This is a genomic window from Nocardia sp. NPDC056952 (genome assembly GCF_042674185.1).
GTDB lineage: Bacteria > Actinomycetota > Actinomycetes > Mycobacteriales > Mycobacteriaceae > Nocardia.
Genome location: NZ_JBHURA010000002.1, coordinates 895,832 through 921,665, shown reverse-complemented (window position 1 = coordinate 921,665; position 25,834 = coordinate 895,832). Strand labels below are relative to the sequence as shown.

Sequence of the window (25,834 nt, the reverse complement as noted above, 5' to 3'; positions counted from 1 at the left end):
GCTTGACTTCACAAGTACCGACTATGAAGTGCAATACCTACCAAAAAGTAAGTTAGGCGAGCATGAAGCAGCGAGAGCGTCCGTATTCCTGCGGTATCGATGCCGCGCTCGACGTCGTCGGCGGCAAGTGGAAATCGCTGATCCTGTGGGCCCTGTCCACCGGCACCCAGCGCTTCGGCGACCTGAAACGCCTGGTCCCCGGCGTCACCGAGAAGATGCTGATCCAGCAGCTACGCGAACTCGAGCACGACGGCATCATCGCCCGCCAGGTCTACGCGCAGGTGCCCCCGAAGGTCGAGTACTCACTCACCGACCGCGGAGTGTCGTTGAACGCGGCGCTGGTCACCCTCGGGGCCTGGGGCAACGAGAACATGGAACACATCTGCGCGGTCAAAGGTGTCGGCACACCCGCGCACTGACGTGCTCCGCCACCGCACCCGCGCGGCCTGCGGCGTCCTCCCAGCCGGGACGCGCCCCGCCTCGGGTCAGGCCTGGATCCCTGCCCATTTCTGCCCGGTGATCCGCTCGTAGGCCTCTTCGTACTTGCGGCGAGTGCCTTCGACGACGTCGGCGGGGATCTCGGGGCCCGGGTATTCCTTGTTCCAGCCCGTCGAGGTCGACCAGTCGCGCACGAACTGCTTGTCGAAGGAGCGCTGGGCACGGCCCGGCTCCCACTCGTCGGCGGGCCAGAAGCGCGAGGAGTCCGAGGTCAGCACCTCGTCACCGAGGGTGAGAACGTCACCGTCCCAACCGAATTCGACCTTCGTATCGGCCACGATCACGCCGGCCTTCGCCGCGTGCTCGGCCCCGCGCGAGTAGATCTCGAGGGTCAGATCGCGCAGCTTCTCGGCGACCGCACGGCCCTCCTGGTTCACCACGTCGGCGAAACTGATCGCCTCGTCGTGTCCCTCGGACGCCTTCGTCGACGGCGTGAAGATCGGCTCCGGCAGCTTGTCCCCGTCACGCAATCCCGCGGGCAGCGCGATCCCCGACACGGTCCCCGACCGCTGGTATTCCTCGAGGCCGGACCCGGTCAGATACCCCCGTGCGATGCACTCGACAGCCAGCATCTTCAACGGCTTCACCCGGATCCCGCGCCCGGCGAACTCCGCGGGCACGTCGGTCGCCGAGACCACGTGATTCGGGATTCCGGTGAAGTACTCGAACCACCAGTTCGACAGCTGCGTCAGCAGCGCGCCCTTGTCCGGAATCGGCGTCGGCAGCACCACGTCGTAGACCGAAACCCGGTCCGACGCGACGAGCAGCAGGGTGTCGCCGTCCTCGTAGAGGTCACGAACTTTCCCGGCGTGCACATGCTTCAACGTCGAGCCTCCGAATCTCCGGTGCGGTACCTGCGGGTTTCCCCGAACTCTACCGGCCCGCCCGGAACCGGTATCAGGCCTACCCGGCCCACCCGTCGGCGGAAACTCGTGAGCGGGCGCCGACGGCAAGTGGCATTGTGGACGCCGAACTACCGTGCCGTGTTCGTCGACGACGAAGGAGATCAATGTCCGCCCCGAATCTCACCCGCGACCAGGCGGTCGAACGCGCGGCCGTAGTGGCCGTGCAGAACTACCGGATCGAACTCGACCTCACCGATCAGCCGCGCGGAGCGGGGTCCGAGGTGTCCGACACCTTCGGGTCGAAGACCACTGTCAGCTTCACCGCCACCCCCGGTGCCGCCACCTACATCGACCTGGTCGCGCCGCGCGTGCGATCGGCGGTGCTCAACGGCGTCGCGCTCGATGTGAGCTCCTATGACGAGTCGACCGGGATCGCGTTGCCGGAGCTGGCCGAGAACAACGAGCTGGTGGTCGAGGCCGACTGCGAGTACTCGCACACCGGCGAGGGTCTGCACCGCTTCGTGGATCCGACCGACGACAACGTGTATCTGTACTCGCAGTTCGAGACCGCCGATGCCAAGCGGATGTTCGCCTGCTTCGATCAGCCCGATCTCAAGGCCACCTTCGACATCGTCGCCACCGCGCCCGAGGACTGGGTGGTCATCTCCAACGGCGCCGACATCGAACAGCACAAGGTCGGCGCGGTTGTGCGCCACACGTTCGCCACCACCCCGCGGATGAGCACCTACCTGGTCGCCATGATCGCGGGTCCGTACGCGAAGTGGTCCGACACCTTCACCGACGCGAGCGGCGAGATCCCGCTCGGCCTGTACTGCCGTGCGTCGCTGGCCGACCACATGGACGCCGAGCGGCTGTTCACCGAGACCAAACAGGGTTTCGAGTTCTACCACAACAACTTCGGCGTGCCGTACGCCTTCGGCAAGTACGACCAGCTGTTCGTGCCGGAGTTCAACGCGGGCGCGATGGAGAACGCGGGCGCTGTCACCTTCCTCGAGGACTACGTGTTCCGGTCCAAGGTGACCCGCGCGTCCTATGAGCGTCGCGCCGAGACCGTGCTGCACGAGATGGCGCACATGTGGTTCGGCGACCTCGTCACCATGAAGTGGTGGGACGACCTGTGGCTGAACGAGTCGTTCGCGACCTTCGCCTCGGTGCTGTGCCAGGCCGAGGCCACCGAATACACCAGCGCCTGGACCACCTTCGCGAATGTGGAGAAGTCCTGGGCCTACCGCCAGGACCAGCTGCCCTCGACCCACCCGATCGCCGCCGACATCCCCGACCTGCACGCGGTCGAGGTCAACTTCGACGGAATCACCTATGCCAAGGGCGCTTCGGTGCTCAAGCAGCTCGTCGCCTATGTGGGACTCCAGCCGTTCCTGGCGGGCCTGCGTGACTACTTCGCCGAGCATGCCTACGGCAACGCCACGTTCGACGATCTGCTCGCGGCGCTGGAGAAGGCGTCGGGTCGTGACCTGTCGGACTGGGGTGCGCAGTGGCTCAAGACCACCGGCCTCAACATCCTTCGCCCCGATTTCGTCGTCGCGGCGGACGGCACGTTCTCGAGCTTCGCGGTCGTGCAGGAAGGTGCCGCGCCCGGTGCGGGCGAGTACCGCGTGCACCGCATCGCGATCGGTGTCTACGACGATGTCGACGGCAGGCTGGTGCGCACCGACCGGGTCGAACTCGACCTCGACGCCACCGGGCGCACCGAGGTGCCCGAGCTGGTCGGCGTGCCGCGCGGTGCGCTGGTGCTGGTCAACGACGACGACCTCACCTACTGCTCGCTGCGTCTGGACGCCGATTCGCTCGACGTGGTCGTGCAGCGCGTCGGTGACATCGCCGACTCGCTGCCGCGCACGCTGGCCTGGTCGGCCGCCTGGGAGATGACCCGTCAGGCCGAGATGAAGGCCCGCGATTTCGTGGCACTCGTGCAGCGCGGGATCGGCTCCGAATCCGAGATCGGGGTGGTGCAGCGGCTGCTCATGCAGGCCAACACCGCCATCTCGAGCTACGCCGATCCGGCGTGGGCCGAGCAGGAAGGCTGGGCGGCCTACGCCGATCGGCTGCTCGAGCTGGCCCGCGCCGCCGAGGCGGGTTCGGACCATCAGCTCGCCTTCGTCAACGCGCTGACCGGGGCGAAGCTGGAATCGCGCCACGTCGAGGTGCTGGCACAGCTCCTCGACGCCGACCCGGCGGTGGCCGGTCTGCCCGGTCTCACCGTCGACACCGACCTGCGCTGGCGCGTCATCACCGCGCTGGCCGCCGCGGGCCGGATCGACGCCGACGGTCCGGCCTCCCCGACCATCGACGCCGAACTGCAAGGCGACCCGACCGCGGCGGGCAAGCGCCAGGCGGCCACCGCGGCCACCGCACGCCCGATCCCCGAGGTCAAGGCGCAGGCCTGGGACACGGTGATGGGCGACGACTCGGTGCCCAACATCACCGCCCGCGCGATCGTCGGCGGGTTCGCTCCCGCCGGCCAGGGTGAAGTGCTCGCACCGTACGTGGACAAGTACTTCGCCGAGATCCCCGCCGTCTGGGACCGCCGCTCGAGCGAGGTCGCCCAGACCGTCGTGATCGGCCTGTACCCGCACTGGGCGATCAGCGAGGAAGCCGTCACCAAGGCCGACGAGTTCCTGGCAGGCGACCACCCACCCGCCCTGTACCGCCTGGTCTCCGAGGGCCGAGCGGGCATCGAACGCTCCCTGCGCGCACGGGAATTCGACGCCAAGTAGTTCGACCGAAGGGCCCGGTGGCGCGATTTCGCCACCGGGCCCTTTCCCTGTCCGGAGCCTTCCGAGGCCCGTGCCTGCAGTGGAGCTTCGGGCGGCCGGCCTTGCTGCTGTGAGCGGATCTGCTGGGGGCAGCAACGGCGGCGCGCGGGGGTGTGCGCGAGGCACCGTGGACCCATGGCACACGACGACAAGACCCCGATGTTCAGCTGGCGAGCCCGCGAACAACTGTTCGGCCGCCGGATCCTCGTCCTCGACGGCCCGCTCGACGACGACAACGGCACCCTGCTCATCACGCAACTACTCACCCTCGGCGCCCAGAGCCCCGAGGCCGGGATCTCGCTGTGGATCCACTCTCCCGGCGGCTCGGTGCCGTCGATGCTGGCGATCCGCGACGTGATGCGGCTCGTTCCGTGCGAGGTGTCCACCCTGGCGCTCGGATTGGCCTGCAGCGCAGGGCAATTCCTGCTCTCATCCGGTGCACCGGGAAAGCGGTACGCCCTGCCGCACGCCCGCGTCCTCATGCACCAGGGATCGGCGGGCATCGGCGGTAGTGCGGTGGAAGTGGAGGTGCAAGCCGATGACCTGCGCTACACCGTCGATACCGTGCTCGGCCTCATCGCCGACGACACCGGCCAGCCTTTCGACCGCGTCTACGAGGACTCGCTGCACGACCGCTGGTTCACCGCACCCCAGGCCCTCGAGTACGGGTTCATCGACCACATCGTCGAATCCTTCGATCAGGTCGTCCCGAACCGCCACCGCATCGGCATCACCGCATGAGAGTTGTTGCCGCGCGGCCCCATTCCACCTCGTTCCGCACCGTCCGGAAGGCACTCTCATGACCTATACGATTCCCAATGTCGTGTCCCAGCATCGCGGCGGCGGCGAGCGGATCACCGACATCTACTCGCACCTGCTCAGCGAACGCATCGTCTACCTGGGCACCCCCATCGACTCCGGCGTCGCCAACGCGCTCATCGCCCAGCTGCTCCACCTGGAATCCGACAGTCCCGGCCAGGCGATCAGCCTCTACATCAACTGCGAAGGCGGCGACCTGTCCGCCATGCTCGCCGTCTACGACACCATGCGATTCATCAAGGCGCCGGTGCACACCACCTGCGTGGGCCAGGCGATCGCGGTCGGCGCGGTTCTCCTCGCGGGTGGCACGGCCGGTCATCGGGCGATGCTCCCGCACACCCGAATCGTGTTGCACCAGCCCGCGACTCGCGGCCAGGGCACCATTCCCGACCTGATCCTGCAGGCCGACGAGATCGTCCGGATGCGCGCGGCGATCGAGGCGATCCTGTCCAGGCACACCGGCCAGACTCCGGAAACCCTGCGCCGCGATACCGACCGGGACCGGGTCTTCACCGCCGAGACCGCGCTCGAATACGGTCTGGTCGACCAGGTCCTGCACGAGCGCGAGTGATCGCCCGCTCCCGCTTCGCCGACCACGCTGGACAATCACTGTCGACCGGATCCGATCCGAATCCCGACCAGTGATGGTCCAGCGTGGCAGTTCCGGTTCGCCCCGCCGGACACCCGAGTGGTGGTTATCTCACTGCTTTTCGATGCGGTCCAGGTACACCCGACGGGCGTTGTCGTCGACGCGGGTGATGGCGGCGTCGTCGTTGGCCACCTTGCGCAAAGCCCGCATCACCGGCTCCGGCACGAGACCGGACGCGTTGGCCAGCGCGCCGACATACCCGGGCACCGCGGTCTCGGCCGCGCGGGTCCGGACCGTGCGGACCACGGCGGCGGCGATGTCTTCGGGGTCGACGGCGGGCAGGATGCCGTAGTCGATACCGGAGCTGAGTTCGGTGCGCACCGCCGACGGAAGGACCGCGCTCACACTGACTCCGGTGGCGTCCATCTCCAGCCTGGTGGCGGCGGTCAGGCCGACCACCGCGTACTTGCTGGCGTTGTACACGGCCAGCCCCTTGATCGGGAACTTGCCCGCCAGCGAAGCCACGTTCACGATGTGGCCGTAGCCCCGCGCGACCATCGCGGGCAGGGCAAGGCGCATGCCGTGGATGACGCCGTAGACGTTGACGTCCATCGTGAGCTGGTCGATGCGGTCGGACTGGTCGAGGAACGGGCCGTTGGGCATCACGCCGGCGTTGTTCACCAGCACGTCCAGCGGGCCGCGCCACTGGGCAGTCGCATCGAGAAACGCCGCGTAGGAGGCCTTGTCGGTGACATCGAGCGCGTGGCCGATCGCGTGGTCACCGATCTCGGCGGCGGCCTGCACGGCCAGCGCTTCGTCGAGGTCACCGAGCGCCACGTAGGCGCCCTGCTCGACAAAGGCTTTGGCCGTGGCGAGTCCGATGCCGCGCGCGGCGCCGGTGATCGCGATAGTGGCGCCATCGAGGTCGATCCGTGGGTAGCTCATGTCGTGGCCTCTCGTCGGTTGTTCGCGCGGTCGCTCATGCGGGCACTGTCGCGTCGTGGGTGATGGTGAAGTCGGCCGGGTCGAACGCACTGACCCGAGTGGTGAGCTCCCCGGTGGACCAGGGCCAGCTGAAACTGTTGCGGCCGTTGGCATCCATGTAATAGCTGTGGCAACCGCCCGCGTTGTAGACGGTGCTCGCCAGCGCGGTTTGCACCTGGTCGACGTAGCGCGCCTGCACCTCGGGACGCACGTCCAGCCCCGCCCAACCTTCGCGGCGGGCCCGCTCGATCGCCGAGACGAGGAAGGCGACCTGGGCTTCGAGAATGGCGAACGCCGACGAGTGGCCGGTGCCGAGGCTGGGGCCGAGCACGGTGAAGGCATTCGGGAAACCGGTGGTGACGGTGCCGAGGTAGGCCTCGGGCGAGCCCTTCCAGTGCTCGGCCAACGTGCGGCCGTCGGCGCCACGCACGATGTCGGCCAGCGGGGTGTCGAGGATGTGGAAGCCGGTGCCGAGGATGACGGCGTCGACCTCGGCGGTGGTGCCGTCGGCGCCGACCACGGTGTTGCCACGGAATTCGGCGACCCCGGTGGCGTGTACGTCGACATTGCTCTTGGTCAGCGACTGGAGATAGCTGTTGGAGAACAGGATTCGCTTGCAGCCGAGCAGATAGTCCGGCCGCAGCTTCGCCCGCAGTGCCGGATCACGCACCACGGCACGCAGATACGCCGAACCCACGGCCTGCACGGTCTGCATCAGCGGCCGCGGATGCCGGAACGCCACCCCGAGTCCTTCCATCAGCGCGTACTCGGTCGCGCGCAAGGCCTTGTGCGCGAACGGGAATCGGCGCATCACCTTCTTCTCGAAGCCGGGCACGCGGTGATCGAGTTTCGGCAGCACCCACTGCGCGGTGCGCTGGAACAGGTGCAGTTCGGCGACCTCGGGCTGGATCGCGGGCACGAACTGCACCGCGGACGCACCGGACCCGACCACCGCGACCCGCTTGCCACGCAGGTCGTAGTCGTGGTTCCAGCGCGCGGAATGGAAGACCTCGCCGGGGAATTCGGCCAGACCCGCAATCTCGGGCAGGCGTGGTTCGTTCCACGGACCCGCGGCCGACACGACGAAACGCGCACTCAGCGGGCCCTCGCTGGTTTCCAGCCGCCACAGCTGCGCCGTCTCATCGAACCGCGAACCGACCACTTCCACCCCGAAGCGGGTGTGTTCGGCCAGCCCGTGCTCGCGCGCCACCCGGTCGACGTAGTCGAGGATCTCGGGCTGGGTCGCGAACAGCCGCGACCACTCGCTGTTCGGCGCGAAGGAGAACGAGTACAGGCCGGACGGAACATCGCACGCGCACCCGGGATAGGTGTTGGCCCGCCAGGTGCCGCCGAAGGTTTCGGCCTTCTCGACGATCACCACGTCCTCGACCCCGGCCTCGATCAACTTGATCGCCGCACAGATCCCGGAAACCCCCGCTCCGATCACAACAACCTCGTGATGGCGGCTCATACGACTTCTCCTTCGAACGAAAACTGGTGCGCCGGGCGGATCATGTGGGTCGGCCCGCGAGGGTGGAGACGCGCAGCGCCTCGGTGACTCGGGCCGCGACGCCGCGACGGGCGGCGGCGACGGTGGCCGGTCGGCGGGCCGAGTCCATGAAGTTCGGGCCCATGGCGGCGAGTTCCTCGGGACCTGGCTCGACGCGGATCACGCGGGTGCCCGCCGCGCGAAGCAGAGCGACTTCGCGATCCAGGCCGCGGGTCATCTGCGTGCGGAGCAGGCGTTCGACCCGGTTCAGGCCGGTGGCCGGTGCACCGCCCTCGGACGTCATCGGGGCGATGACCACCACCTCGTCGAGGTCCAGCGGCACCAGCAGATCGGCCGACACCGACGACACCGAACCGCCGTCGACGTAATTCTTGCCGCCTATCCGCACGGGCGGGAACCAACCGGGGATGGCCCAGGACGCGGCGATCGCATCACCCAGATCGACCGCCTGCGTACCGGCGGCGACCGATCCGGCGGCCGTCGCGATGCGAGTGTCACCCGCTCCGAATGCAACTCGCGCACCCGTTGCCGCGTCGGCGCCGACTATCCAGGTCGCGGGGTGGCGCACCCAGCCGCTCGGGCCGGCCAGCGCATGACCGAAGGAACGCAACCAGTCGGCGTCGCCGCCGCCGCGCGGCAGGAGTCCGGCCAGCGCGGTGTAGGGCGAACGAGCGCGCAGACCGGCGCCGACCAGGCCGAAGCCGGGGAATCCGAGCCCCGGGAGCGGGGGAAATCTGCCGGGGTCGACGGCGACGTGCGCGGCCAGAATCGGGTCGGCATCCGGGGACGCGTCGAGTGCGGCGAGCAGGTCGGCGGGGGCGCGCCCGGAGCCGAGGGCAGCTACCAGTTCCGCGCCCGCGGAGGTGCCGATCAAAACATCGGCGGTGCGAATGTCCCAGTTCAGCGCGCGTTCGACGGCGTCGAGGGCTACGGCGGTCCAGGCGAAGCCGAGCAGGCCACCGCAGCCGATCGCTACGCCACGTCGTGTAGTCATATTTCGAATACTAACGGTATTTGAATTCCAGCGGTAGCCCATTTTGCTAAACTCCTGCACATGGCCAGGATGACGCGCAAGGAGTCGCACGCTCTCACGCGTGAACGACTGGTCGAGACCGCCAAGCGGCTGTTCATGGCCGACGGCTACAACGTGACCCCCTTGGAGAAGGTGGCTACCGAGGCCGGATTCTCCAAGGGCGCGGTGTACTCCAACTTCGCCACCAAGCACGAATTGGGCCTGGCCGTGCTCGACGTCGTCCACGTGGAGCGCGCCCAGTCGCTCGTGGACGCGATGCTGACGCACGACACCATGGCGGAGCGGATCGAAGGATTCGCGCGATGGGCCGACGAGAACATCGGCGATGTCGGCTGGACCGCGCTGGAAGTCGAGTTCGCGACGAGCACCCGGCACATGCCCGAGATCCGCACCGAACTCGCCGAGCGCCGACGCACTCTGACGGCGATGCTCGCCTCGGTGATCCAGACGCAGGCCGATCAACTCGGCCTCGAACTCCCACTTCCCGCCGAAGATGCGGCGCTGCAACTACTCTCGCTCGGTATCGGCCTCGGCGTGCAGCGCGCGATCGACCCCGAACTTCCCGTCAGCGCGATCGTCGACCTACTCCGCAGCCAGATCGCCGCCGGCCGCACGAGCGCGGCAGTGGACGGCTGATCACCACGCCCCGGTGCGGGCCGATCAGGCGGCGAGCAGAACGGCGTTCGGGGCCAGCGCGAGAGGAGCGGAACTCGAGGGGGCGATCTGGCGTTGCCCGCCCAGCACGACCGCGCGCGTCGGAACGAGGGCGTGCCTGCGCATGGATTCGGCTACCTGCGCGACGAGATCCCCCAGCGAAGTACCGAGGGCGCCGGCCAGGGCCGCGATCATCTCGCTCGACGGCTCCTTGCGACCGCGCTCGACCTCGGAGAGGTACTGCGGCGAGATGCCCGCCCGCCCCGCGGTGTAGACAAGGGTGGAGCGCTGTTCCAGGCGCAGCGCGCGCAGCCGTTCACCCAGCGCCTCACGCCAGAGTGGTTCCGGCCGCGACTGCTGTTCGCCGCGTCCGCCTGGAATCACCCGCAACCCGCTGTGCTCGCCCATACTCCGAGCGTAGGGACCCCCGGACCGAAACACCCGGCTCTTCTGCTCTGGGCGTAACCAACGCACAAGGGGCCCGCCCTGATCTGGACTGAGTGGAGGGTGCGACGAAGGAGTACCCGGAGGGAGGGAAGATCAGGGGCCCGAAGGGCCCCGCTCGAGCGCGCCAGCGCTCCAACAATTCAGCGGGTGATGCCGAAGCGGGTGTCTGCCCAGCCGAGCGCGTCGGCAAAGGACGCGGAGACGATCTCGCTGTGGTCGACGTCGTCGTATTTGCGGTAATCGACCGACTCGCCTCGCCCCTGCTGTTCGGCGACCATCGCGTCTGTCGCTTGCAACGGGACAGTGAGGTCGGAACGACCTTGGAGGACGAGAACCGGAACGGTGAATCGCAGGCCGCTCGGGTCGTTGTCGTCGAGGACTCGCAGCAGCCCGGAGACGTCGCCGTCGGCGGTGAACACGTCCTTCGCCGACAGACCGCCCCACTTGCTCTTGTCGCGCAGCCCGCCGGTGCATTCGGAGTCGGCGACCGGCAGCAGTGACTGCGCCCGGCCGGTGAGGAATCGGGCGGGGTCCACATCGGTCACCGTCTGAGCGCCGCGCACCAGCAGCGGCAGGTACACCGACACCTCGCCCGTACCCAGCTTGCCCAGCGGATTCGACGCCGCCCACTTCGCCATCCGCACCTGTTCGCCCAGGTGTGAGGCGGGCGCCAGTGCGATGGCGCCGAGCAGCGGCGTGTTCGGCGTCCACCCCGCGGCGTCGACGGCGGCGAACAGGGCCGCGTGGCCACCTTGCGAATGCCCCATCGCCACCCAGCGTGAACCGACCGTCTTGTCGATTTCCCTTGCCGCCGTGGCGATATCGGCCATCGCACGTTGTTCGGTCTCGCCGATCATGTACCCGTGACCGCCCGGCGTCCCCAAGCCCTGATAGTCGGTCCTGGCCACGGCGTACCCCTTGGCCACCCAGCGAGCCTGTTCGTCCCGGCTCGGCGAGGAGCCTTCGGATCGCGAGGCCGCGCACACGTCGGCGACCCCGGTGCTTCCCGGCCCCCAGGAGATCAGCGGCCAACCACCCGCGGGCGCGACGCCCTCGGGTACCGCGAGTGTTCCCGATACCGCGACGGGTTTCTCCTGCGCGTCCAGCGACCGGTACAGCGTCAGGAAATTGCGGGCGCCGGGCACCGCCTGCGCACCGGTGAGCGGCTGCGCGCGGATCACCGAACCACGCTGTCCCGGAATCGATTCCGCGCTGGGGTTGTAGAACGCGGAAAGCGGTGCGGCCGCGGCGAATTCGGCAGGTCTGCTGTCCTGGCCGCAGGCCGATGCGGTCAGCGCCAGGCAACCCGCTGCGATCACCCGAGCAATACGTGCGTGCAAGTTTCCCCCGATACGCCGACGGCCCATGACGTGGCCGATAAACCGCCGACCAGGTTACTCGATGCCGCCCGGACGGCTGGGCGCCCCACGACCCCCAGCCGTCCACCGGACTCAGCCCAGTACCCGGCCGAGGAAGTCGCGAATCAGCGCGGCGATCTCGGGTCCGTGCGTCTCCAGCGCGAAATGGCCCGCGTCGAGCAGGTGCAGTTCGGCGTCGGGCAGGTCACGCAGATACGCGCGGGCACCGTCGGCGCCGAAGATCTCGTCGTGGGCACCCCAGGCGATGAGCGTCGGTGGGCGGTGCTCGGCGAAATACTGCTGGAAGGCCGGGTAACCGTCGAGGTTGTTCTTGTAGTCGAAGAACAGTTGCAGCTGGATCTCCTTGTTGCCGGGGCGGTCGAGGTAGGCCTGATCGAGGGTCCAGCTGTCCGGGCTGACGAGTGCGAGCCGGTCGGCTGGAACACCGTGCGTGTACTGCCATTTCGTCGCGTCGAGCTCGAGCAGCTTGCGCACTTCGGGCTCGTGGGTCGCGCGGTCGTTCGCATGCGCGAACAACACTTCCCAGAACGGAGTGAAGCCGTCGAGGTAGGCGTTACCGCTTTGGGTGATGATCGCGGTGACCCGCTCCGGATTGCGCGAGGCGATGCGCAGGCCGATGGGGGCGCCGTAGTCCTGGATGTAGAGCGCGAAACGGTCGATGCCGAGGGTGTCGAGCAGTTCCAGGGTGATCTCGGTGAGCGTGTCGAAGCTGTAGTCGAATTCGTCGACCGACGGCATCGCCGACTGGCCGAAGCCGAGGTGATCGGGCGCGATCACGTGGTAGTCGTCGGCCAGCGCGGGAATCAGGGTGCGAAACATGGCCGAGCTGGACGGGAAGCCGTGCAGCAGAAGCAGAGTCGGCTTGGCCGAGTCGCCGGCTTCGCGGTAGAAGACCGACCGGCCCTGGATCTCGACGGTGTGGTGGCTTACCTGGTTCATCATGGATCTCTTTCTGTGTGGGTGATACTCGCGCCGAGCCCGGGAGGCTCGGCCGGGGCGGCATTCAGACGGTGACCGGTGCGCGACGGCGAACCGGGGCGATCAGGCCGACGGCAACGACGGTGAATACCAGGCCGAGAGCGAAGTAGCCGCGATAGCTGTCGGTGAGGGCGTGCACGACGGTGGCCACGCCGAGCCCGGTGGCGGCGGCGAGCTGGTGGATCACCCACGCGGGCGCCAGCGTGCGGCCCATCCGCGCGGGGTCGAGACCACGCGACAGGATGGCCATGGTCAGCGGGATGACGGGGAACGAGGCGATACCGAACAACACCGCGACCGCGACCAGCACCCCAGGCCCCGGCACGAGCACCGCGGGCAGCAACGCGGCGAGGCGCACCGAATACAGCACCCGCAGTAGTGATTCCGGTGGGTAGTGCCGCAGCAGCCGCACCATCGCGGCCGAGGTCAGTCCGGCCGCCAGCGCGGCCAGCGCCACGAGCCTGCCCGCACCGGCCACCGACCAGCCCTGCTCCACCGCGTGTTCGGGCAGCATCAAGACGACCACGTACAGGGTGGCCGCGTGGAAACCGAAGGACACCAGCACTTTCCACCGATCAGCCAGCGATTCGCCGGCGCCGCCGCTGGTCGTCGCCCGCTGATCGGCGGGCAGCACCAGCCACAGCACAGCGGTAGCGCCCAGACCGACCGCGCCGAGCAGCGCGAAGGCGCCGCGCACACCGATCGGGTCGAACAGCGCGGTCGCCGCCCAGGGCGTGATCAGCTGGCCGAGGTTGATGCCGATCGCGGCGCGTGCCATGGCCGGGCCCACCTGCGGACCGTGTGCCCGCCCGAGCAGGGTGGTCACGGCGAGGGTCGACGACGACGCGAACCCCAATCCGCCGAGCACCATGTAGGCCGCGACGAACTGCCAGGTCTCGGTCACCGTGGCCAGCACCAGATAGCTGCTCGAGATCAGCGTGAGGCCGCCGATCAGCACGAGCTTGGGCCCGAGGAGATCGAGCAGCCTGCCGATGCCCTGCTGCGCCAGGCCGGTGACCGTGGTGCCCAGCGCGGCGGCCACGGCCAGCGCCGTCGCCGACACCCCGTACGACGCGGCCGTAGGCGCGAAGAACACACCCATCGTGAAGTTGAGCCCGAACGAGACGGTCATCGCCGTCAGCCCCGCCCAGGCAAGATGCTCACGTCGCATGCTCACCACCCCTAACCGTCTATCGTTATTTGAACGGTTACAACAGGCAGATGTCCGGCCCCATTCCCTTCTCGGGAAGTTCAGTCGTCGGGAATCGATTCGCCGCGGGCCCGGATCCGGCGGGTATCGCCGACGGTCCGGCTCGCATCGTCACGGAATCGACGTGGCGCTGGAACGACCAGTCCCCCGGCATCTTTCGCCGCGCGTCCGGCGCGTGACACACGAACGGCGCGTTCACCAAGAGGTGAACGCGCCGTTCGGACGAGAACGAACTAGCGGCCGATCGCGGCGGCCATCACGCGGGTGGCCGAGATCAGGCCGTCGATCAGGTTGCCCTGACGGAACGAGGCCAGTGCGGCGGTGACGCCGAGCTGGCAGATGCGGTCGTTGGCGCGCTCGGCCACGTTCGCACCGGAACGGACCTCGATCGCACCCTGGTTCGGGGACACGGCGATGAGCACCGAATCGGCCGACTCCGGGGTGTTCGGCAGGATCGCGTCGGCACCGGCCGCCGGATCGGAGCCTAGGTCGCCGAGGTAGATGTTGAAGCGGACCTTGGTGGCGCGGGTCGCCTCGGTGAGCGCGTTGTCGAGGGAGATGCGCTCATGATCGGTGAACGGCACCTCGTCGAACACGGTGCCGGGCTCGTGCACACCGGACACACGGCCGCTGCTGGTGAGGGCGAACCCGTGCGGCAGGTCGGCCTCGACCACCGCGGGCCAATTAGAACTTGCCACTTGCCCGGCCTCCGATCAGCTCCGCATGCGCGGTTTCGAGAGCCGCATGACTGCCATGCGGCTCGGCGGTGTGGTGCCCCGCCGCGGCGGTCACCTCATCGGTAGCACTCCACAGCACCGGCCGGTGGGTCCACTTCTGCCCGAGTGCGAAGTGGGCCGGCTTCTCACCGGGGAATGGCTTACCGAGATAGGACAAACCCGCGATCGCGAAGTAGATCGCGGCCGGGATGCCGACGAAGATCAGCACTGTCTCGAGAATGCTCACGCACCAACGGTAGACGATGCTGTGTAGTAGTTCATCCTCCGGCTGGCAGTTCCCGCACCGCGTGTCCGGCGCGGCTACACCAACCAGGCCGCCGCGTTCGGTGGCAACCGGTCGTCGGCGACCGGAGCGCTCGACAACAGCACCTCCCCCGGCGGCAGCTGGATCGGGCCGTCCGAGGCGTTGAGCACGCAGATCAGCCCGCCCGGCCGACGGAAGGCGAGGCAGCCGTCGGGACTGCCGTACCACTCGATCCGCTGGCCCGCGAACTCCGGCCGGGTGGCACGCAGGTCGATCGCCAGCCGGTACAGCGACAGCGTCGAGTGCAGGGTTTCCAGCTGCGCCTCGACGGTGCGATCGGCCCAGTCGGCCGGGATCGGCAACCACGGCGTGCCCACGGTGAAACCGAACGGCGTGGTCGGGCCTTCCCACGGCATCGGGACCCGGCAACCGTCACGCCCACGTTCCTTGTGGTTCGTGCGCTCCCACACCGGATCCTGCAAGACCTCCTCGGGCAGGTCGTCGACGTTGGGCAGGGCCAGTTCGGCGCCGTTGTAGATGAACACCGCACCGGGCAGGGCGAGTTCGACCATCATCATCGCCCGTGCCCGCGCGACGCCGGTCCTGCCGCCGCCGTATCGAGTCACCTCACGTTCGATGTCGTGATTGGACAGCGTCCAGGTGGGCGGGGCGCCCGCGTCGGCGACCGCGTCGAGGGAGTGCGTGATCGCGTCGTGGACGCCCTGCGCGGTGAAGGGAGTCTCGGCGAGGCGGAAGTTGAACGCCAGGTGCAGCTCGTCGGGACGGACGTATTCACCGAAGCGGACGTTGTCGTCGACCCACACCTCGCCGATCGACACCGCGTGCGGATAGTCGTCGAGCACCGTGCGGATGCGGCGGTGGATGGCGTGCACGCCCGGGTTGTTGAAGCGGGGATCGTCGTCGTCGTGGACGAGCATCTTGGTCTCGACCCGGTCCATGTCGGGCAGGCCCTCGGGTTTGGCCATCCCGTGGGCGACATCGAGGCGGAAACCGTCGACGCCACGGTCGAGCCAGAAGCGCAGGGTCTTCTCGAAATCGTCGGCGACCTCCGGGTTGTCCCAGTTCAGGTCGGGTTGTTCGGGCGCGAAGATGTGCAGGTACCACTGTCCTGGAGAGCCGTCGGGTTCGGTGATCCTGGTCCAGGCGGGGCCGCCGAAAATGCTCGGCCAGTTGTTGGGTGGCTCCTGCCCGTCCTTGCCGCGACCGTCCCGGAAGATGTAGCGAGCCCGTTCCGGGCTGCCCGGAGCAGCCTCCAGCGCCTCGGCGAACCACGCGTGTTCGATGCTGGTGTGGTTGGGCACCAGATCCATCGTCACTTTGATCTCGCGGTCGTGCGCCTCGGCGATCAACTCGTCCAGCGCCCCCAGCCCGCCGAAGAGCGGGTCGATATCGCGCGGATCGGACACGTCGTAACCACCGTCGGCCTGTGGTGACCGCATCACCGGACAGATCCACAGCGCGTCGACGCCCAATAGCTCCAGGTATCCCATCTTCTCGCGTACCCCGCCCAGGTCACCGACACCGTCACCATCGGAGTCGGCGAACGAACGCGGATAGACCTGATAGAACACGGCGGTTTTCCACCACGGAGCGGTGCTTGCTTCCCCCGGCACCGGCGAGGCAGGTGTCTGTGTCACACCCGCAATATTGCCAAAGATCGCCCGCAATATTCATGCGGGGCGAGACTTTCTGCGAATCCGGCAAATCACCAGCGTTCGCCACGCCACAGCGAAACATCGTGGTAAAGGGCGGCATCGATGCGAAACCGGGCGGCCATCTGCTGGTCATCAGCGAACAGCGGGCACCCGTAGGCTCAGGTGAGCCCTAATAGGGCTCTCGTACCGCTACGGAGCGTTTTGCAGGGAGGCCGCTGCCATCTGGAAGTAGTCCAGCAGGGCTTTGCGGTGTTCGTCGTCCAGGATCGACGGTTCGATCTCACCGACCGCGATCCGCATGCACCGCATCCAGGCGTCGCGCTCGAGCGGCCCGATGACGAACGGATTGTGGCGCATGCGCAGCCGCGGGTGCCCACGCTCGTCGGAGTAGGTGCGCGGCCCGCCCCAGTACTGTTCGAGGAACATCCGGAACCGGCGCTCGGCCGGACCCAGGTCCTCCTCCGGGTACAGCGGGCGCAGGATCTCGTCGGCCGCGACCTCGCGATAGAACACCGACACCAGGCGGCGAAACGTCTCCGCGCCGCCCACGGCTTCGTAGAAGGAGGTCGTTGTCTGCTCACCGGAAGTCACGCGCTCCATTGTGCCCCGATCACCACGGTCACGAACGCGCTGCCCTTCAACCACAGTTCATCCGGAAGTTTGAAAAATAGCCGTGCAATACCGCCGGAACCATGGTCAACTGGGGTCAGTATCGGCCCCAGATACCACATGATCCTGCCAATCATGAAATTGAGGTCAAGAGGATGAAGCAGCGACCGAGCGCCCGTTCACACGAGGCGCGCACGCACCGACAACTCCAGCCCGCCGACGTCCACAATCGTGGCTCGGGGGCTGTTCCGCTGCATATCCTGTCCGATCACCATCCGGGCGCACACGGTCTTCACGACCTGCCGCATCTCCCCGCGCCTCTGCATCTCGCCGGAGACCACGACGCCGCCGCATGGCGCAAACGCCGCGTCCTCCTCCTCAACGCCACCTACGAGCCGCTCACCGCGCTGTCCGCACGTCGCGCTGTCGTGCTGCTGATCTGCGCCAAAGCAGACGCCGTCCACGACAATCCCGAAGGACCGGTCCTGCATTCCGCGGGCTCCGAAGTAGCGATTCCGTCCGTCATCCGCCTGCGCACCTATGTGCGGGTGCCCTACCGCGCCCGCGTGCCGATGACCCGCGCCGCGCTCATGCATCGCGACCACTACCGATGCGGGTACTGCGGCGGCAAGGCCGAGACCATCGACCACGTGATCCCCCGCAGTCGCGGCGGCGAGCACTCGTGGGAGAACTGCGTCGCCAGCTGCGCCCCCTGCAATCACCGCAAGGCCGACAAGATGCTGGCCGACCTGGGCTGGCACCTGCGCCACCCGCTGGTCTCGCCCAAGGGCCCGCATTGGCGGCTGCTGTCCACCACCGCCGATCTGGATCCGATCTGGTTGCAGTACCTCGGCGAAGGGGCCGCCTGACACCGCGCTCGATCGGCTCAGGCGCTCTCGATGACCATCGTCGCCCACGTCCCCGGCTCGAGAGCTTCGAAGATGTGGGGAAGATCGCCCAGGTAGCGGATGTAGTCGCCGGGGCGCATCTCCACGGGCTCGTCCGCCGGGCCCGCCATGGCGCGGCCCGCCGCCAGGACGACATGCTCGACCACGCCGGGGCTGTGCGGATCGGAGCGACGGGTGTGGCCGGGTTCGGCCGCGATGCGGTACACATCACAGCGCGTGTGTGACTGGCCCGCTGCGAGCAATGTCACCCGATAGTCAGCATCAGCAGAGGGGACGGGCGCACCCTCGTCGGCGCGAATCACCTGAACATTGGCCCGCGGCGGATCGAGCAGCCGGGAGAACGGCATTTCGAGTGCGACACACAGCGCCCACAGGGTTTCCAGGCTGGGATTGCCGGTGCCCGATTCCAATTGCGACAGTGTGGATTTCGCGACTCCCGCCCGATGAGCGACCTCGGTGAGCGAGAGACCGGCGCGGGCGCGCTCACGACGCAGCGCCGCGGCGATCACCGCCTGGGGCGGTCCGACGACGGGGTCCTGCCGGTCCATCTACGCCTCCTGAGGGCTGGCGATACCGCGTTGACTTTACCCACCCCGTGCGTTCAATATAAACAACATGCGTTCGATTTGGCGAACACTCGACCGGAGAACCGTGGCTGCCGTAGCCGCGGCGTGCCTTGCCGTCGGCCTGTTCGGTGTGTCCTATGGCGCGTCGACGATCGCGGCCGGGTTCCCGATGTGGATGCCGATCGTGATGGCGGTCACGGTGCTGGCAGGCGGATCGGAATTGCTGTTCTTCGGGATCGTCGCGGCCGGCGGTAGTCCGCTGGCGGCGGTGGTGGCCGGACTGCTGCTCAACGCGCGCCACCTGCCGTACGGATTGTCGGCGCCCGAGGTGTTCGGGCGCGGCTGGAAGCGAGTGCTCGGCATCCACGTCCTCAACGACGAGTCGGTCGCCTTCGCCACGGCCCCCGGTGATCAGGAACGCAAACGCGCCGCGTACTGGGCCTGCGGTATCGGCGTCGCACTGTGCTGGCCGCTGGGCGCCACCCTCGGCGCGGCACTGGGTTCGCTCGTGCCCGACACCTCGGCGCTCGGCTTGGACGCGGTGTTCCCCGTGATCCTGCTGGCGCTGATCCTGCCCGCCCTGCGCGATCGGGCGACATTGCGCCCGGTACTGGTCGGCGCCGGATTGGCCGTGTCGGTCGCGCCGTTCGTTCCAGCGGGGCTTCCGGTGCTGATCGCCCTGGGCGGACTGGCCTTCGCCCTGCGCCCACCGGCCCCCGCCGCCGAGCAGGCAGCCGCATGAACGCGCCGTATCTGCTGCCCGCCATGTTGGCGCTCGCCGTGGGAACCTACGCACTGCGATGGACCGGCCCCGCGATGCGCCATCGGCTGCGGCTGTCCCCCAGGGCAATCCATCTCCTGGACACCGGCGCCCTCATTCTGCTCGCGGCACTGGTGGCAACAGCCACGCTGCCGACCGGCTCCGGCCACTTGGGCATCGCCCTACCCGCCGGTGTCGGTGTGGGCGGAGTCCTCGCGTGGCGGCGCGCCCCTCTACTCGTCACCGTGCTGGCAGCAGCCACGACAACCGCTCTGCTACGCCTAATCGGCGTGCACTGACCGCCGAGCGACCGCACTGCCGACCACGCTGTCCACCCATGACCGCCACGTTGGCACTCCCAGCCCGCGCCGCGGCCCCTCGGGTGCGGGGTTACCGCACCCGAGACCCTGATCCGCCCAACTCAACTGGGCGACAACGGAATTCCGCCACCCAACCGGCGCGCGACAGACCCGTACCGGGCATCCAACCGCAACCACGTCCGAGTAGTCCGCACCCGCACCAGCTCCGACGGCTGAATCCGACGCGACTCCGCCTTCTCCCCCGCGTGCGGAATGAAATCCATCGCAGTGAGCGCGAAGACAACGCGCATCGGCACCTGCACCTCGAGATCACCGGCCCCGGTAACCGTGAGAACCGACTGGTCGAGAAGAGACGCGGGCGGCCCTTTGGGCCCGCCGTGTTCGCGCGCCACATCCGCGCCACGTTCAGCCAGCTCCACCAGGGTGCGCGCCGGAACGTCATCCACATGCGAAAAGCCATCGGTCGGTGGAAGGGCACCGCGCCAGGCGGAGTCCATCGAGTAACCGAGGTCGATCGGATGACCGGTACCCAGTCCCGCGAGCACCGAGTCCGCACCGACGGTGACATCGTCGACACCGAGTTCCGCGGTGATCGTGCGTACCGCCAGAGTCTCGAACCCCGTCGCCACCCACGCGGATACGAGACTGGATCCACGCCGCCGCAATCGGACGACAGCGGCCGGGTCCAGCCGGAGGGCACGGCCGAGGAAGGTGGCCAGGTTCTCGCGTTCGGCCGGGTCGGGCGTGTGGAGCACCCGCTGTTCGGAGGAGCTCACGAAATCAGGCCCGCCACAGTGTCAGGTAGTCGCGTTCGGTCTCGCTGAGCCTGCGCAGCCGCTGGGTGTCGATGTCGAACGCGGCGAGCTGGGTGGTCGCGATGACCGCGGGCGGCGAATCAGGGGCCGCGCCGTTGGCCCGCACCTCGTAACCGATGGTGAAATCGACCGCGCGCAATTGCTTGACCCACATGGCGATGTCGAGCGGGGTGTCCTCGTGCCGCAACTGCCCGCGGTACTTCACATGCAGGTCGACCAGCACACACCCCTGCCGCCCCATCGACGCCGTCGGCTTGTCGTCGTCGAACAGCCACGGAATCCGCGCCTCTTCCAGCAGGGTCACCATCCGAGCGTGGTTGACGTGCTGGAATACGTCCATATCCGACCAGCGGATCTCGACCTTCGCGTGAAAACGCTGCGGCAACACCAGCTCCGGTGCGGGCGTGGCGGTGTTGCCGTTCGGCGAACTCGTCACCGTGGTACCTCCGATTGGGCGCCCACCCCGCTCACCATGCTCCGCACCTGTCGCGCGGCAACCGACAGTGTGGCGAGGTCGTGGGTCCCGGACTCGAACAGTTCCGACAGTGCCGCGCGCGCACGGCCCAGCCGGGACTGGTTCTTCGACTCCCAGTATGCAATTTTTTCGTCGGGAGTTTCTTCTGGGTCACCCGCGGACAGCACATCGAGGGTGAGCGAACGCAACGAACCGTACATGTCGTCGCGCAGCGCGAGCCGGGCCAGCGCGTGCCAGCGATCGCCGCGTTCGAGATGGCTCACCGCCTCGAGCAGCCAGTCGATCTTGAGGTGATCGTTGAGCGCGTAGTACAGGGCGCCCACCTCGGCGCCGTCGCGATCGGTGATGTCGGCGATGTCGACGATGTCGAGCAGCGGGAACAACCCGAGCAGCCCGAACACCTCGGTGGCCAGGTCGGTCGGCGCGCCGCGGGCGATCAGCTCGGCGGCGCCCTGGGTGAGGGAGGTGACATGGTGCCCGCGCAACCAGCCCGGCACCTGCGGCGCCAGTTCCTGCACCCGGCGGTGATAGCGGTTGATCTCGGCGCCGACCGCGATCGGCTGCGGCCGGTTGCTCAGCAACCAGCGCGATGCGCGGTCCAGCGTCCGCTTGGATTCCAATTCGAGCAGGTCACAGACTCCGGCGGCGGCATCGGCGCCGCGGATGCGCGACCACACGTCATGGAGCTGGAAGATCTCGGTGGCCGCGGCGAACGCGCGCACCGTATCGGTGGTGGTGGCGCCGACCTCTTCGTTGAGGCGGTGGGCGTAGGTGATGCCGCCGTAGTCGACGACCTCGTTGACGATCATCGTGGTGACGATCTCGCGGCGCAGCCGGTGCTTCTTGATGGCGGCGCCGAACTGTTCCCGCAGCGGCGTCGGGAAGTACAGGGGCAGCTTCCTCGCGAAATAGGCGCTGTCGGGCAGATCGGTGTCGAGCAGGTCGGCCTTGAGACCCAGCTTCACGTGCGCGAGCAGGTTGGCCAGCTCGGGTGAGGCGAGCCCGGCGCCCTCCTCGCCACGGCGAGCCAGCTCGGCGGTCGACGGCAGCGCCTCGAGCTCCCGGTCGAGGCCGCGTCGCTGTTCGAGGTCGGCGATCACGCGACCGTGCACATTGAGCATCTGGGGTGCGTCGGTGCGGGCGATACCGATCAAGGTGTTCTGATCGACGTTGTCCTGCAACACCATTCGAGCGACCTCGTCGGTCATCGAGGCCAGCAGCGGGTTGCGGTCGGCGGGCGCGAGACCACCCGCGCTGACCACGCCGTCGAGCAGGACCTTGATATTGACCTCATGGTCGGAGCAGTCGACGCCCGCGGAGTTGTCGAGTGCGTCGGTGTTCATCTTGCCGCCCGCACGGCAGAACTCGATCCGGCCGAGCGCGGTGGCCCCCAGGTTGCCACCTTCGCCGATCACCTTGACCCGCAATTGGTTTCCGTCGACGCGCACCGCGTCGTTGGACTTGTCGCCCACCTCGGCATTGGATTCGGTGCTCGCCTTCACGTAGGTGCCGATCCCGCCGTTCCACAGCAACTGCACCGGTGCGAGCAGGATCGCGCGCACCAACTCTGGCGGCGAGAGCGTCTGCACCGAGTCGGGCAGGCCGAGCGCCGTCCGTGCCTGCGGCGAGATCGGCACCGACTTCACGGTCCGCTCGAACACCCCGCCGCCCTCGCTGATCAGGCTCCGGTCGTAGTCGGCCCACGAGGATCGCGGCAGCGCGAACAACCGCTCACGTTCGGTGAAGGAACTCACGGCGTCGGGGTTCGGGTCGAGGAAGATGTGCCGGTGGTCGAACGCGGCGACCAGCCGGATGTGCGGCGAGAGCAGCATGCCGTTGCCGAACACGTCACCGCTCATGTCACCGACGCCGACCACGGTGAATTCCTGGCTCTGGGTGTCGATGTCCATCTCACGGAAATGGCGTTTGACCGCTTCCCACGCCCCCTTGGCGGTGATCCCCATCGCCTTGTGGTCGTACCCCGCCGAGCCACCGGAGGCGAAGGCGTCGCCGAGCCAGAAGCCGTAGCGGGTGGCCACATCGTTGGCGATATCGGAGAAGCTGGCGGTGCCCTTGTCGGCGGCGACCACCAGGTAGGTGTCGTCGCTGTCGCGGCGGACCACGCGATCGGGCGGCAGCACCGCGCCGGTGGCCAGGTCGACATTGTCGGTGACGTCGAGCAGCCCGGAGATGAAGGTGCGGTAGCAGGCGACGCCTTCGGCGATACTCGCCTGGCGGTCGACGGCCGGGTCACCGATCGGGGCGGGCGGACGCTTCACCACGAAACCGCCCTTGGCGCCGACCGGCACGATCACCGCGTTCTTCACCGCCTGCGCCTTCACCAGGCCGAGGATCTCGGTGCGGAAGTCCTCGAGCCGGTCCGACCAGCGCAGGCCGCCACGCGCCACCGAGCCGAACCGCAGGTGCACGCCCTCGACCCGCGGCGAGTACACGAAGATCTCGAATTGCGGTCGCGGCTTGGGCAGTTCGGCGATCTCGCGCGGCTCGACCTTCAGCGCCAGGTAGTCACGTGGGCGACCGTCGTCGTCGAGGACATAGTTGTTGGTTCGCAGCGTGGCCTTGATCAGGCCGAGGATGGCCCGCAGGATGCGGTCGGCGTCCATGCTGACCACCTCGTCGATCCCGGCCCGCACCCGCGCCTCGAGCTCGGCGGCGGCCTCGGCGGAGACGATGGCCGGATCGAAGCGGGCGGCGAACAGGTCGACGAAATCGCGCGCGACCTCCGGATGGGCCAGCAGCACGCGGGCGATATTGACCTGGGAGTACGGGAATCCGGCCTGCTGCAGGTATTTCGCGTACGCGCGCAGGATCGCGACCGACCGCCACGGCAGGCCGGCACGCAGCACGAGTTCGTTGAGACCGTCGGCTTCGGCCCGGTCGTACCAGACCGCCTCGAAGGCATCGGTGAACCGGGTACGCAGGGCGTCGAGCTGGCCGGGGGCCTCGAGCAGTGCGGCGTCGAGATCGCCGCCCAGTGCGTTGCGCAGCAGCTCCGGACGAGCCTGCAAACCGAAATCGTAGATCCAGCGCTCGGTGCCGCCTTCGTGTTCGAGCTGGTAGGGCCGTTCGTCGACCACCTCGACACCCAGGCTCTGCAAGACCGGGAGGACCTGGCTCAGTGAGACACCGGAACCGGCGATGTAGAGGCTGAAGCGCCACGAACCGGGCGCCGCTTCGGGCCTGCGATAGAGGTGCTGCCTGATGCCGCCTTCGGTGAGTCGCTCGAGGCGCACGATGTCGGCCAGCGCGCGGGCGGGCGCGAAGTCCTCTTTGTAGCTTTCGGGCAGCGCCTCCGAATACCGTTTGACCACAGCGGGATCGAGCACGGTGGAAGAGGCGACCGCGTCACCGATCCGGTCGTCCCAGGTGTGACTGGCCGCGTTGAGCAGGCCCTGCAGACGCAGCCGGTTGTCCTCTGAGGTGTCGGGTCCTGCCTCGCCGGTGGACTCGGCGGGCATCATCACCGTGAAATACACACTGGCGAGCTCACTTTCGCTCACCCGCGCCGAGTAGTCGATATCCACGCCACCGAGTTCGGCGACCAGGATCTCCTGCATCTCCAGGCGTACGGCGGTGGTGTAGCGATCGCGCGGCAGATACACCATGCAGGCCACGAAGCGGCCGTAGCCATCGCTGCGCAGGAAGAGCCGGACCTGCCTGCGCAGGCCGACGCCGAGCACCGCGACGGCGGTGCGGCGCATGGTCTCGGTGTCGGCCGAGAACAGTTCGGTGCGCGGGAACGACTCGATCACCTCGAGCATCGCCTGCCCGGAGAAGGAGTCCTTGTCGAACCCGGCGCCCTCGATCGCGGTCCGCACCCGGCGGTTGATCACCGGGATGTCGAGCACGTTCTCGTGCACCGCGCTGACGGTGAACACGCCGATGAACAGGTGCACACCCACCTCGGCGCCCGTCTCGTCGACATCGGCGACACCGACGAAGTACGGGTACACCGAGCGGTGCACGGTCGCGCGCACCAGACCCTGGGTGAGCAGCAGCAACGGGCGGTCTTCACCGTTGATGGGCACTTTGAAATCGGTGCCGACATCGGGACGGAGCACACCCAGGCTCGCACCGGGCACCACGGTGGACACCGTGTGGCCGTCCTCGACGCCGCGTCGGTAGCGGGCATAACCCAGCAGGGTGAAGTTGCCCGCGGCCAGCCACCGCAGCAGCTGGGCGCAATCGGCCACATCGACGGCGGGGAACGGCGTGGAGCCCTGGGCGGCGGAACGGTCGAGCGCGTCGGCGAGCGAACTCTGCACCGCGGCCATGGCCTCGGTGTCGTCGATCACCTGGCGGACGTCGTCGATCACCTCGGGCATGGTGCGTTCGATGTGATCGAGCTGGGCCCGGCCGGTCGACGGGTGCAGCTGCAGGTGCATCCACGATTCGGTGAGCCCGGTCGCGCCGTGGCCGTCCACCTCGTGCGCCGCGGCGCCGGTGAGGTGGCCCTTCTCGTCGCGGACAACCTCGAAGATCGGGTGGATCACCTCGGAGACGCTCACCTGCATCCGGCCCAGCGCCGCGGTGATCGACTCCACCAGCAGCGGCATGTCGTCGGTGACGACCTGCACCGCGGCGCCCATCCCGGTCCCGTCATCGGGATGATGCACTCGCACGCTGGCCTTACCCGGCATCCGAACGGCGGCCAATTCCATGTGGTGCCGGAAGATCTGGGTGATTCCGGGGATCGGGAAGTCCACGTCACCGGCATCGACGTGTCGGAAATACGCCTCCTCGAGAGTCGCGAGATCGCCGCGCAAGCTCTGCGGCATTCCCGCGGCCCACGCCGCGCTGGAGATTTCCGACGAGACCGTCATCGTTTAGCCCACTCCCATGGATTGTGGTTCGCTTCGATTTCGCAACGCAGGTGACGCATTTTCGAGACTAGCTCCGGCTACTCGAACACGCTGAGGGAATTCGGGCTTGCCGCGCCGGTAACTTGCGGAATGCTGGGTG

General features: G+C 68.0%; 25 protein-coding genes and 1 pseudogene. 9 read left to right on the top strand and 17 right to left on the bottom strand.

The features are described 5' to 3' along the window. The first annotated feature begins 62 nt into the window (after positions 1–62). The gene (locus ACFTS5_RS11525) at positions 63–419 is read left to right on the top strand and encodes a winged helix-turn-helix transcriptional regulator (RefSeq protein ID WP_378629947.1); all 357 of its coding nucleotides are present in this window, start codon (positions 63–65) and stop codon (positions 417–419) included. Between the two features lie 66 nt (positions 420–485). Here the strand turns inward: ACFTS5_RS11525 and ACFTS5_RS11520 are convergent, their stop codons facing one another. Further along, positions 486–1,322 (bottom strand): phosphoribosylaminoimidazolesuccinocarboxamide synthase, encoded by an 837-nt coding sequence (locus ACFTS5_RS11520; protein ID WP_378629945.1) that lies wholly within the window; start codon positions 1,320–1,322, stop codon positions 486–488. Positions 1,323–1,507: 185 nt separating this feature from the next. Between ACFTS5_RS11520 and pepN the strand changes: the two genes are divergently transcribed. The 3 genes from pepN to ACFTS5_RS11505 all read left to right on the top strand — a co-directional run bounded on the left by pepN (position 1,508) and on the right by ACFTS5_RS11505 (position 5,528). Continuing rightward, positions 1,508–4,099: an aminopeptidase N gene (gene pepN, locus ACFTS5_RS11515; RefSeq protein ID WP_378629944.1), complete on the top strand. Its 2,592-nt coding sequence runs from the start codon at positions 1,508–1,510 to the stop codon at positions 4,097–4,099. A gap of 174 nt (positions 4,100–4,273) precedes the next feature. Further along, a complete protein-coding gene (locus ACFTS5_RS11510) occupies positions 4,274–4,879 on the top strand; it encodes a ClpP family protease (protein ID WP_378629942.1) in 606 nt (201 codons plus the stop codon). A gap of 58 nt (positions 4,880–4,937) precedes the next feature. Continuing rightward, complete coding sequence (locus tag ACFTS5_RS11505) at positions 4,938–5,528, top strand: ClpP family protease (RefSeq protein WP_378629940.1); 591 nt, start codon at positions 4,938–4,940, stop codon at positions 5,526–5,528. 129 nt (positions 5,529–5,657) lie between these two features. Here the strand turns inward: ACFTS5_RS11505 and ACFTS5_RS11500 are convergent, their stop codons facing one another. The 3 genes and pseudogenes from ACFTS5_RS11500 to ACFTS5_RS11490 form a co-directional block, all read right to left on the bottom strand. After that, complete coding sequence (locus ACFTS5_RS11500; RefSeq protein WP_378629938.1) at positions 5,658–6,491, bottom strand: SDR family oxidoreductase; 834 nt, start codon at positions 6,489–6,491, stop codon at positions 5,658–5,660. Between the two features lie 850 nt (positions 6,492–7,341). Further along, positions 7,342–8,001, bottom strand: a pseudogene (locus ACFTS5_RS11495) (flavin-containing monooxygenase); the annotation flags it as partial. A gap of 40 nt (positions 8,002–8,041) precedes the next feature. Continuing rightward, positions 8,042–9,034: a patatin-like phospholipase family protein gene (locus ACFTS5_RS11490; RefSeq protein WP_378629937.1), complete on the bottom strand. Its 993-nt coding sequence runs from the start codon at positions 9,032–9,034 to the stop codon at positions 8,042–8,044. A 60-nt stretch (positions 9,035–9,094) separates the two neighbouring features. Here ACFTS5_RS11490 and ACFTS5_RS11485 point away from each other — a divergent pair, with 60 nt between their 5' ends. Continuing rightward, positions 9,095–9,709 carry a TetR/AcrR family transcriptional regulator gene (locus ACFTS5_RS11485; RefSeq protein WP_378629935.1) on the top strand — a complete coding sequence of 205 codons (615 nt, stop codon included), beginning with the start codon at positions 9,095–9,097 and terminating at the stop codon, positions 9,707–9,709. 24 nt (positions 9,710–9,733) lie between these two features. Here the strand turns inward: ACFTS5_RS11485 and ACFTS5_RS11480 are convergent, their stop codons facing one another. From ACFTS5_RS11480 to ACFTS5_RS11465, 4 genes are all read right to left on the bottom strand, one after another. Then, positions 9,734–10,135, bottom strand: a complete 402-nt coding sequence (locus ACFTS5_RS11480) for a helix-turn-helix domain-containing protein (protein ID WP_378629934.1) — start codon at positions 10,133–10,135, stop codon at positions 9,734–9,736. A gap of 179 nt (positions 10,136–10,314) precedes the next feature. Next, positions 10,315–11,493, bottom strand: coding sequence for an alpha/beta hydrolase family protein (locus ACFTS5_RS11475; protein ID WP_378629932.1), 1,179 nt, complete (start codon positions 11,491–11,493; stop codon positions 10,315–10,317). Positions 11,494–11,625: 132 nt separating this feature from the next. Then, on the bottom strand, positions 11,626–12,492 hold the full coding sequence (locus ACFTS5_RS11470; protein ID WP_378630036.1) for an alpha/beta fold hydrolase: 867 nt from the start codon (positions 12,490–12,492) through the stop codon (positions 11,626–11,628). A gap of 64 nt (positions 12,493–12,556) precedes the next feature. Continuing rightward, a complete protein-coding gene (locus ACFTS5_RS11465) occupies positions 12,557–13,702 on the bottom strand; it encodes an MFS transporter (RefSeq protein WP_378629931.1) in 1,146 nt (381 codons plus the stop codon). Between the two features lie 50 nt (positions 13,703–13,752). Here ACFTS5_RS11465 and ACFTS5_RS11460 point away from each other — a divergent pair, with 50 nt between their 5' ends. Then, complete coding sequence (locus ACFTS5_RS11460; protein WP_378629929.1) at positions 13,753–13,920, top strand: hypothetical protein; 168 nt, start codon at positions 13,753–13,755, stop codon at positions 13,918–13,920. A 54-nt stretch (positions 13,921–13,974) separates the two neighbouring features. On the opposite strand, the gene ACFTS5_RS11455 is transcribed toward ACFTS5_RS11460, so the two are convergent. From ACFTS5_RS11455 to ACFTS5_RS11435, 5 genes are all read right to left on the bottom strand, one after another. Continuing rightward, entirely contained in the window at positions 13,975–14,439 is a 465-nt protein-coding gene (locus tag ACFTS5_RS11455; protein WP_378629927.1) for a DUF5130 domain-containing protein, read from the bottom strand. Further along, positions 14,426–14,704: a hypothetical protein gene (locus ACFTS5_RS11450; RefSeq protein ID WP_194829561.1), complete on the bottom strand. Its 279-nt coding sequence runs from the start codon at positions 14,702–14,704 to the stop codon at positions 14,426–14,428. Before ACFTS5_RS11450 ends, ACFTS5_RS11455 begins: the two co-directional genes overlap by 14 nt. A 74-nt stretch (positions 14,705–14,778) precedes the next feature. Continuing rightward, positions 14,779–16,380, bottom strand: coding sequence for a glycoside hydrolase family 13 protein (locus tag ACFTS5_RS11445; protein WP_378629925.1), 1,602 nt, complete (start codon positions 16,378–16,380; stop codon positions 14,779–14,781). A gap of 207 nt (positions 16,381–16,587) precedes the next feature. Further along, positions 16,588–16,998, bottom strand: coding sequence for a globin (locus tag ACFTS5_RS11440; protein ID WP_101464033.1), 411 nt, complete (start codon positions 16,996–16,998; stop codon positions 16,588–16,590). Then, a complete protein-coding gene (locus tag ACFTS5_RS11435; protein WP_378630042.1) occupies positions 16,986–17,144 on the bottom strand; it encodes a hypothetical protein in 159 nt (52 codons plus the stop codon). The genes ACFTS5_RS11440 and ACFTS5_RS11435 overlap by 13 nt, the downstream gene beginning before the upstream one ends. 18 nt (positions 17,145–17,162) lie before the next feature. Between ACFTS5_RS11435 and ACFTS5_RS11430 the strand changes: the two genes are divergently transcribed. After that, on the top strand, positions 17,163–17,876 hold the full coding sequence (locus ACFTS5_RS11430) for an HNH endonuclease (protein WP_378629923.1): 714 nt from the start codon (positions 17,163–17,165) through the stop codon (positions 17,874–17,876). A 17-nt stretch (positions 17,877–17,893) separates the two neighbouring features. Here the strand turns inward: ACFTS5_RS11430 and ACFTS5_RS11425 are convergent, their stop codons facing one another. Next, positions 17,894–18,463 carry a helix-turn-helix domain-containing protein gene (locus ACFTS5_RS11425; RefSeq protein ID WP_101464034.1) on the bottom strand — a complete coding sequence of 190 codons (570 nt, stop codon included), beginning with the start codon at positions 18,461–18,463 and terminating at the stop codon, positions 17,894–17,896. 67 nt (positions 18,464–18,530) lie between these two features. Here ACFTS5_RS11425 and ACFTS5_RS11420 point away from each other — a divergent pair, with 67 nt between their 5' ends. Both ACFTS5_RS11420 and ACFTS5_RS11415 read left to right on the top strand, forming a co-directional pair. Further along, positions 18,531–19,223, top strand: coding sequence for an AzlC family ABC transporter permease (locus ACFTS5_RS11420; RefSeq protein ID WP_378629921.1), 693 nt, complete (start codon positions 18,531–18,533; stop codon positions 19,221–19,223). Next, entirely contained in the window at positions 19,220–19,540 is a 321-nt protein-coding gene (locus ACFTS5_RS11415; RefSeq protein WP_358068729.1) for an AzlD domain-containing protein, read from the top strand. Before ACFTS5_RS11420 ends, ACFTS5_RS11415 begins: the two co-directional genes overlap by 4 nt. Positions 19,541–19,662: 122 nt before the next feature. Here the strand turns inward: ACFTS5_RS11415 and ACFTS5_RS11410 are convergent, their stop codons facing one another. Genes ACFTS5_RS11410 through ACFTS5_RS11400 form a run of 3 tightly spaced genes read right to left on the bottom strand, consistent with a single transcriptional unit; the run spans position 19,663 to position 25,695 of the window. Further along, positions 19,663–20,337 (bottom strand): hypothetical protein, encoded by a 675-nt coding sequence (locus tag ACFTS5_RS11410; protein ID WP_378629918.1) that lies wholly within the window; start codon positions 20,335–20,337, stop codon positions 19,663–19,665. A gap of 4 nt (positions 20,338–20,341) precedes the next feature. Further along, on the bottom strand, positions 20,342–20,767 hold the full coding sequence (locus ACFTS5_RS11405) for an acyl-CoA thioesterase (protein ID WP_378630034.1): 426 nt from the start codon (positions 20,765–20,767) through the stop codon (positions 20,342–20,344). Positions 20,768–20,808: 41 nt separating this feature from the next. Continuing rightward, positions 20,809–25,695 carry an NAD-glutamate dehydrogenase gene (locus tag ACFTS5_RS11400; RefSeq protein WP_378629916.1) on the bottom strand — a complete coding sequence of 1,629 codons (4,887 nt, stop codon included), beginning with the start codon at positions 25,693–25,695 and terminating at the stop codon, positions 20,809–20,811. Positions 25,696–25,834 lie beyond the last annotated feature (139 nt).